This window comes from Myxococcus sp. CA039A (assembly GCF_013336645.1).
Classification (GTDB): Bacteria; Myxococcota; Myxococcia; order Myxococcales; family Myxococcaceae; genus Myxococcus; species Myxococcus llanfairpwllgwyngyllgogerychwyrndrobwllllantysiliogogogochensis.
Genome location: NZ_JABUMQ010000423.1, coordinates 1 through 8,279, shown reverse-complemented (window position 1 = coordinate 8,279; position 8,279 = coordinate 1). Strand labels below are relative to the sequence as shown.

The following is an 8,279-nucleotide window of genomic DNA, read 5'->3' as shown; positions in this document are numbered from 1 at the left end:
CGCTCACCCCGCCCACCGTGAGGGAAATCACCCCCACCGGTGGCCCCATCGCGGGCAACACGCTCATCAACGTCTATGGCTCCGGCTTCGAGCAGGGCGCGAAGCTCTACCTCGGCAACCAGGAAGCCCTGCGCGTCGTCGTGGTCAACGCCTTCCGCATCTACGGCTACTCCCCTTCCGCGAGCACCGCGCAGGTGGATGTGCGCGTGGTGAACCCGGACGGCGCCTATGGCGTGCTGGTGAAGGGCTTCCTCTACGAGGGCCCCCCGACGGCGAACATCGACCAGGCCGAAATCATCAACGGCAACACCGACGCGGTGAGCGGCGGGCAGCCGGTGGGCGTGCTGGTGCGAGGCGCCATCACCGTGGCCGGCCTCACCCGAGGCGTGGGTCAGGGCGGCGGCGTGCGCGCGCAGGTAGGCTTTGCTCCGGCGAACGGCGAGCTGCTCAAGACGGAGAGCTACACCTGGGAGGAGGCCACGTACGAGGGCGACTCCGACAGCGGTGAAGCGGACATCTACAAGGGCAACGTGCTGTTGCAGCCGGCCATCGGCGGAGAGAGCCGCGAGTGGGTCATCACCATCCGCTTCTCCATCGACGGCGGGAAGACGTGGGTGATGGCGGATGGCGATGGCACCGCCAACGGCGTGACGGAGGACATGCTGCGCCGCGTGTTCATCACCCGGCCGCGCGTGGACTACTGCAAGCTGGGTCCCGACGGGAACCGCGCCAACCCGGAGCTGTTCTACCGCCCCACGGACTCGACGCTGATCAAGGTCGCGGGCCAGGTGTACGCGGCGGGCATCACCCAGGGCGCCGGCGCGGGCTCGGGACTGGTGGCGCAGTTGGGCATGGGGCCGGTGGACTCGGACCCTCGAAACTCCGCCGCGTGGACGTGGGTCCCCGCCGTCTACAAGGCCGAACACGGCAACAACGACGAGTGGGAAGCGGACCTGCCCAACCCGGGCACGGTGGGCACGTACAAGCTCGCCTTCCGCTTCAGCATCAGTGAGAACGCGTGGCGCGTGTGCGACGCGGACGGCGTCAACGACAGCGTCGAGGGCGAGCTGACCTTCAGCCTGGCGAAGCTGGGCACGCTCACCGTGGGCACCGAGGCGCCGAAGCCGCCCGTCAGCTGGTGCAAGATTGGCGAGGACCAGAAGGCCCCCGAGGTCATCAACTACCAGACCACGCAGACGTCGGGACTCAAGACGGTCTTCGCCCAGGTCCACATGCCGGGCGTGACGGACAAGGTGGGCGCGGGCCCGGGCATCTCCGGCCAGCTCGGCTGGGGGCCCGCGGGGGAGGACCCACGCACCTCGCCCTTGTGGAACTGGGCCACGCCGCTGGCCTGGGCCAAGGACAACTTCGAGGTCAACGACGAGTGGAAGGGCACGCTGCCCAACCCCGGCCTCAATGGCGACTATCGCTACGCGGTGCGCTTCAGCGCCAACGGCGGTCCCATCCGCGTCTGCGACGGCAACGGAGTGGATGACGGCGGCCAGGACTTCGAGCTCGCGCAGCTCGGCCAGCTCACGGTCGCGGGCGAAGTGGTGGTCCCCAAGGTCATCGGCTACTGCAAGCTGGGCCCGAACGGGAACGACACGCCGGAGACGGTGACGTACGCGACGGACGCGGTGGCCAACCGCAAGGTGGTGGCGCAGGTGTTCGTGCAGGGCGTGACGAGCGGCGCCGGCGCGGGCACCGGACTGGTGGGCCAGGTGGGCTGGGGGCCCGCGGCGGAGGACCCCGCCACGTCGGCACAGTGGAACTGGACGACGACGGCTGCGTACAAGGACGAGGTCGGCAACAACGACCAGTTCGAGGCCACGCTGCCCAACCCGGGCACGCTGGGCAGCTACCGCTTCGCCTATCGCTTCAAGGTGAACGACGGTGCGTATCTGCTGTGCGATTCGGACGGCAACAGCGGCGGGGCCGCGGGCTTCGACCCGACGAAGATGGGCACGCTCACCGTGAGCGCGGCGCAGGACATCTCCATCGGCTGGTGCAAGCTCGGCGGTGAGGCCATCGAGCCTCCGCCGAGCGAGGTGTACCGCGTGGGCCAGGCGACGAAGGAAATCTACGCCCAGGTCTACATGGAGGGTGTCACGCCGGGCACGGGCGCGGGCGCGGGCATCCAGGGACAGGTGGGCTACGGCCCGGAGGCGGACGCGCCGGAGACGGCGAGCTGGCAGTGGACCTCCACGGGCGCGAGCTTCAACCGTGAGTCAGGCGGAGGCGGGAGCAACGACGAGTGGAAGGCCGCCCTGCCCAACCCTGGGACGGTGGGCCGCTACAAGTTCGCCATCCGCTTCAACGTGAATGGCGGTGCGTACCGCTACTGCGATGCGGACGGCCTCGGCAACGGCTTCACGCTCGCCCAGGCCGGTGGCTTGGAAGTGAAGCCCGTGGCCGTGGACGCGTGCCAGTTGGTGGGTCCGGCCACGTTGAGCGCGACGCCGGGCGGCGCCACGCAGGTGGTGCACGGCAAGGTGCTCGTGACGACGGTGACGGACGGCACCAGCGGCGCGGCGGGCGCGGGAATCACCTCGGAAGTGGGGTATGGCCCGGCGAGTTCGGACCCGGCGACGGGGACGGGCTGGAACTGGAAGGCCGCGAGCTTCTCGGGCGAGACGGACAGCGGCGCGCAGGACTCCTATGAGACGTCGCTGACGGCGCCCGCCGCGGAGGGCACCTACGCGGTGGCCGTGCGCTTCCGGTATCAGACCGAGGCCTGGGCCTATTGCGACCGGGACGGCAGCGCCAACGGCTACCAGACGGCGCAGGCGTCGGTCCTGACGGTGGCCGCGGTGGTGCCGCCGCAGGTGGACTGGTGCCGCCTGGGCGGTGAGACGCAAGCCGCGCCCCCTGTCGAGGCCTACGCCATTGGTGAGGCGGCCTCGAAGGTCATCGCGGTCCAGGTGCACGAGGCGGGCGTGACGCCGGGCGCGGGCGCCGGTGCGGGCATCGTCGCGGAGCTGGGCTACGGACCGGCTGGCAGCGCCCACACGAGCGGAGGCTGGCAGTGGACGGCCGCGACACATGGCGCCGACACGGGCAACACCCAGAACGACGAGTACCGGGCCACCCTGCCCAACCCAGGCACGGCGGGCAGCTTCCGGTTCGCCTACCGCGTGAAGCTGGGCACGGGCCCCTACGTGTACTGCGACGCGGACGGGACGGATGACGACTTCGACATCGCGGACGCCGGCACGTTGACGGTGCAGGCGGCGGCCACGGGCGTCTGCCGGCTGCAGAGCGTGAGTGGGACGACGGTGGGCAGCGGCGACGCTGTCACCGTGACAGGCCGCGTGCGCATCCCCGGAGTCACCAATGGCCCCGGTGCGGGCACAGGGATCCAGGTGCAGGTCGGCCTGGGCAACGCGGACACGGACGCCTCCACCACCTCGGCGTCGTTCACCTGGAAGCCGGCGACGTACGCCGGAGAGGCCTCGGGTGAGGCGGACACGGATGAATTCACCACCGAGCTGCGTCCGGCCTACACGACGAGTCGCGCCGTGAGCCTGCGCTACAGCACGGATGGCTCCACGTGGACCTATTGCGACAAGGACGGCAGCGACGTGGGGGGCTACACGCTGGGCCAGCAACACGCCCTCACCGTCGGAAACCACGCCGGCATCGACTACTGCCGGCTCCAGTGGCCGCTGAAGCTCAGTGATTTGAGCGGCAACCGAACCATGTACGGATTCATCTACGAGGACGGCGTCACCAACGCCCCTCCTCCGGCCACCACCCTGTCGGCGGAGCTGGGCCACGGCCCCAAGACACAGGACCCGGGTGTGAGCCCGGCCTGGACCTGGGTGGCTGGCACGGTTCAGAGCGATGGCGGCAACGACGACGAGTACAAGGCGGACCTTCCGGTGAACGCCGCCCTGAACCACGGCTACCTGTGGCGCTTCCGGGTGGGCACCGGCCCGTACTGCTACGGCGACTGGCAACCCAATCCTGGCGAGGGCGGCTCAGCCAACGGCGTGGCCCCGGAGAACCTGGGCACAGTGGACGTCGCGCCCGTCCCCTAGGCCCCTAAGTCACCGGCCGCACGAGCGTTTTCACGCTCCGCGCGGCCGGTGACGGAAGATCCTGGGTCTTCGAAACAGGTGCTTGACAGTGGAGTGAGCCACTTATAAAAGCCCGCTCGTCGCAACGCGGAACACGCCTGCGGGCGGATAGCTCAGCGGCAGAGCGTCGCCCTTACAAGGCGAGGGTCACAGGTTCAATCCCTGTTCCGCCCAAGGTTATGGGGAGTTAGTTCAGTTGGTTAGAACGCCGGCCTGTCACGCCGGAGGCCACGGGTTCAAGTCCCGTACTCCTCGCCATTGAGAGCCCAGCAATCCTTAGGGGTTGCTGGGCTTTTCTTTTTCCTCCCCCCATGTGCCCTCAGCGTGCCCCCTCGGGCGGCGTTGGCTGGAGCCACGTGGTGCTGGAGGGGTATCTGCCGCTCGATCTGCTGCACCGCGCTCTCTCGGGCCTCCGGCGCGACGTGGGCTGGCAGAACACGGAGGGGCCGCGCAGGTACCGCTCCCCTTGAGTGCATCCCCACCGAGCCGGGAAGGTCCAGCGCCCGTCCCCCAGGCAGCATCAGCGCCTGCTGGGGCCGCGGGCACAGCGGCACCACCCGCGCGAGCAGGGCGTCGTCGATGTCGAGGAAGTGCGCGGTGACATGCCACTCGTCCCACAGGAATCGCAGGCGTGGCTGCGCGCTGCCCGCCTCGTCGGTGGGCGCGCGCCGTGCCGGCATCCTCACGGGCCCGTGTAGCGGTAGGGGGCACCGTGGAAACCGGCCGCCGCCAGTTCCGCCGGTGTGCGCAGGAACGGGTTGGGCGTGGCGGACACGGAGGCGAGCAGCGTGTCGATGAGCGCGACGCGGTCGGCCGTGGCCAGCGGAAAAGCCGGGTCGAAGGCCTCGCGGGGCACTGGCGTTCCCCACAGCAGAGGGTCCGTGCCGGCCTGTCCGTCGGAGGCGTCGTCCGGGTCGCCGTGGGCCGCATCGCGGGCCGACGGGGCGGACAGTGGCGCCAGGCGCGGCAGCACCGCCTTGAACCAGGCCTGGAAGGCCTTGTTGTCCGGAAGCGTGAAGTTGACGAGGTTGGCGTCGCCGCGGAGGTAGCGCACAAGCCCGAAATCGAGTTCGCCGTAGATGTCGGCGGCGTTCACGAACTCCCACTTGAGCGCCTGCAGTGGCCCGTGGATGGCGCTGGCCGTGTCCTGCGGGAACTGCATCGCGTCCACCTTCAAGTAGCGGATGTCGATGGACGCGGCCCACATGGCCTCAACCGCCAGCCGCATCTCGTGGTCGTCGTGAAGGTGCTCGAAGCGGCGGTGCATCCATTCGCCTAACGCGGCGGCCAAGCCCAGGAGGGCCCGGAAGGACAGATGCGCGAGGTGGCCCTCGACCGTGCGATGGGTGTTACCGAAGGCCGACATCGCCTCGCCCGGACCCCAGCGGTGGGCGACGGGCAGGCCGGCGATGGGGGCAGCCTGAAGGTAGGGCGGCAGCGGCAGGGACATGGACGGTTCTCTAGAACGGGACAGGACGGGGCGCGAGACGAGATAGGAAGGCCCTCTCCTCGAACAGCACGCACGGGGGCTCCCAGGGGGCGCATCGGCACGACCACCGACATGGGTCAGGCCGCGGTGTTTCCTGATGAGCAGCGGGTTCACCACCGGCGAGGTGCCACAGCTTGCCTCGCGGTGTCCGGATACGGCTGTAGCGGCTGTTCGTGTACCTCGCCGCGCCAATAGACGTCGTCCCTGCCATCAGGTGTCAGGCTTCGCTCGATGGCGCGTTGCACTGATGCCAAGAGCACCCGCTGCCACTGGCCCTGAGACATGCGTCCTCATCCCTGAGGCTGTACACGGAAATGGACCCTCCGTACCGCCGTTCGGCCACACACAGGGCCCCGCTTTATTCGTATCGCGGAGCGAGTGGTACAGCGTGAGGTGTCTGGATTAGACAGACGGAATGAACCCATTCATCTCTCGTGTCGTGACCACTGTCGCATTCACTCTCTTCATGTCCGCTGGCCTGACAGCCTGTGGTGATGACGAGGTGAGCTCCGACGAACAGGCCCGACGCGCATACCTGGGACTCGATGAGTCCGTCAGCAAAGCCCTGCAGCTCGGCTTCGCCGGCTTCAACGCCGCTTCGAGCGCCAACATCCCGGCCCAGTCAGCACCCGGCAACGTGTCCGGGACGCTCCTCATCTCCGGACAGGTGGACCAGGGGGCCTCCAACAACAAGGGGATGCGACTGCGCGTGGGAATGGCCACCTACTCCGACGGCGAGATTGTCGTAGGCGAAGACGAGGAGCCGGTGAACATCACCTACGCGTCGACCACCGATACGGCGACCCAGCCGGAGCTGAACCTCCAGCTTCGCAACATCCCCAACGGCACCTTCTCCGGCGCGCTCACGGGCCCCTTTCGGATGACTGGTGACCTGGAGGGAGAGGTCACCCTCAACCTGACCCTGGCCGGCGAAATCGAGGACGACGGCACCGGCAAGGTGCGCCGCAAGGTCGGCACCACCACGGTGACGGGCACCGCCACGTCGGGCGACGGCTCGTACAACGTGAACCTCACGCGGTAGTCGCCGCACACTGCCTCCCATGGAGCGCACGACGTGCGTGGGCTCGGGCTCCGGGCGGGGCAACCACGCCGACGGCCGACGACCCTCGTGCCTCGACACTCGCGGGGACAACGTGGGACGCTCGTTTGCCCATCCCTGAGCACCGGGATGGGCAATCCCATTCTCGTGCCTGGATTCACTGAAGCCCCCATGTCTTCAAATTCCGCATCCCGTGGCCGCTGGACAGATGAGGTGCTCGAACCCTTTCGTTTCATGGGCGAGCCCGTGGCGGACGCGGTCATCCAGGAGGTCTTCGCCAACAACGAGGTGGCGACCGTCAACCGCATCCTCCAGAGCATCCAGTCGAATGTGCACCTCGTTCCAGGGGAGATGCCAGACGCCGTGGAGGCGTACCTGAATCAGACGGATGACTGGCCCGAGTGGGCTGATGCGGAGAAGGTCCTTCTGGGCCAGCGGCTCTTCCAGCGCTATGGCATGCAGATGACCCTGGCCTATTTCACGTGGTCCCTGCCCTGTTGCTACGCCTGGGCCAAGGCGGCCAAAGTGCTGACCTGGACGGGCGGTATCGACAAGCACGTGCATCGTCGCATCATCGAGACGGCGCAATTCGTCCTGGATGTCATGGGCGAGGGCGGCTTGGGGCCGAAGGGCTTCGGGGTGCGCACGGCGCAGAAGATCCGCCTGCTGCATGCCACCATCCGCTACCACGTCGGCGGAGATGCCAGGTGGCAGGCGTCCGAGTGGGGGACTCCGGCCAATCAGGAGGACCATGTCGCGACGCTCTTGACGCTGGCCCTGGTCCCCCGGGTCCTGACCCGGCTCCAACTCGACTTCACCCCGCAGGAAGAGGACGCCTACTTCCACTGCTGGCGAGTGATTGGGCACTTCCTGGGCATCCACCCCACGCTGTTGCCCCGAGACCTGGAAGATGCCCAGCAGCTCTGGGAGGCCATCCAACAGCGTCAGGTGAAACCCTCGGTGGAGGGGGCCGCGCTGACCAAGGCGCTCGTCGACTATCTGAAGACGCGCATCCCCGGCACGATGATGGACGGCATCGCGGTGGCGATGATGCGTGAGCTGTGCAGCGAGGCGGTGGCCGATGCCGTCGGGCTGGAGAAGACGGACTGGACGCGCCATCTGCTGGGGCCGATGCGGTGGATGTTCTCCCTGTCGGACGAGGCGCAGGACCAATCGGGCCTCGCGGCGAAGATCTCCGCCTCCCTGTCTCGCGAACTGCTGGAGGGGCTGCACTCCTCCGAGACGGGTGGCAGCCGGGTATCCTTCCGCATCCCCCAGTCGCTCCAGGAGTCGTGGAACCTCACGGCCCCCGGGGAAAAGCAGGCCAGCTAGCGCGGGGGGCTCGACGCATGTCGTCAGCAACCCGCCTGCTCAACCCTGACCTGGAGCGGACACACAGCTCGCTCCACGGGGTGAACGCATCCACGACGCATCCTGAAATCAGCCTGGCTCCTCGCCCGGACAACCCCCCAGGGGGCGGGGGTTGGATTCACGGATGGTCGAACAACCTGAGCCGTGCTACGCCGGGCTCCACATGCCCAGAGCCCGTCGCGTCACCCCCTCCCCCCGAACCCCTCGCTCTCTTCCCGCGCGCGGCGCTTCCTCGGCGACGCCGTCACTGGATGAGGCCTTCCAGGCCATCGTGCACGGC

General features: G+C 68.4%; 4 protein-coding genes and 2 tRNA genes. 5 read left to right on the top strand and 1 reads right to left on the bottom strand.

The window, feature by feature from the left end; genetic code table 11:
• The 3 genes from HR086_RS42175 to HR086_RS42165 form a co-directional block, all read left to right on the top strand.
• A partial coding sequence (locus HR086_RS42175; RefSeq protein WP_254626692.1) for an IPT/TIG domain-containing protein occupies positions 1-4,040 on the top strand: 4,040 nt, incomplete at its 5' end.
• Positions 4,041-4,181: 141 nt separating this feature from the next.
• A tRNA-Val gene (locus tag HR086_RS42170) sits at positions 4,182-4,253 on the top strand.
• A gap of 7 nt (positions 4,254-4,260) precedes the next feature.
• Positions 4,261-4,337: transfer RNA gene (locus HR086_RS42165), tRNA-Asp, on the top strand.
• 424 nt (positions 4,338-4,761) lie between these two features.
• On the opposite strand, the gene HR086_RS42160 is transcribed toward HR086_RS42165, so the two are convergent.
• Complete coding sequence (locus HR086_RS42160) at positions 4,762-5,529, bottom strand: hypothetical protein (protein ID WP_174468448.1); 768 nt, start codon at positions 5,527-5,529, stop codon at positions 4,762-4,764.
• 541 nt (positions 5,530-6,070) lie between these two features.
• Between HR086_RS42160 and HR086_RS42155 the strand changes: the two genes are divergently transcribed.
• On the top strand, positions 6,071-6,610 hold the full coding sequence (locus tag HR086_RS42155) for a hypothetical protein (protein WP_174468447.1): 540 nt from the start codon (positions 6,071-6,073) through the stop codon (positions 6,608-6,610).
• Between the two features lie 231 nt (positions 6,611-6,841).
• Positions 6,842-7,960, top strand: a complete 1,119-nt coding sequence (locus HR086_RS42150; protein WP_373564424.1) for an oxygenase MpaB family protein — start codon at positions 6,842-6,844, stop codon at positions 7,958-7,960.
• Positions 7,961-8,279: the final 319 nt, after the last annotated feature.

Bases quoted from the DNA above. Each gene is read 5' to 3' on its own strand.
- HR086_RS42160 (WP_174468448.1), bottom strand. From the start codon at position 5,529: ATGTCCCTGCCGCTGCCGCCCTACCTTCAGGCTGCCCCCATCGCCGGC.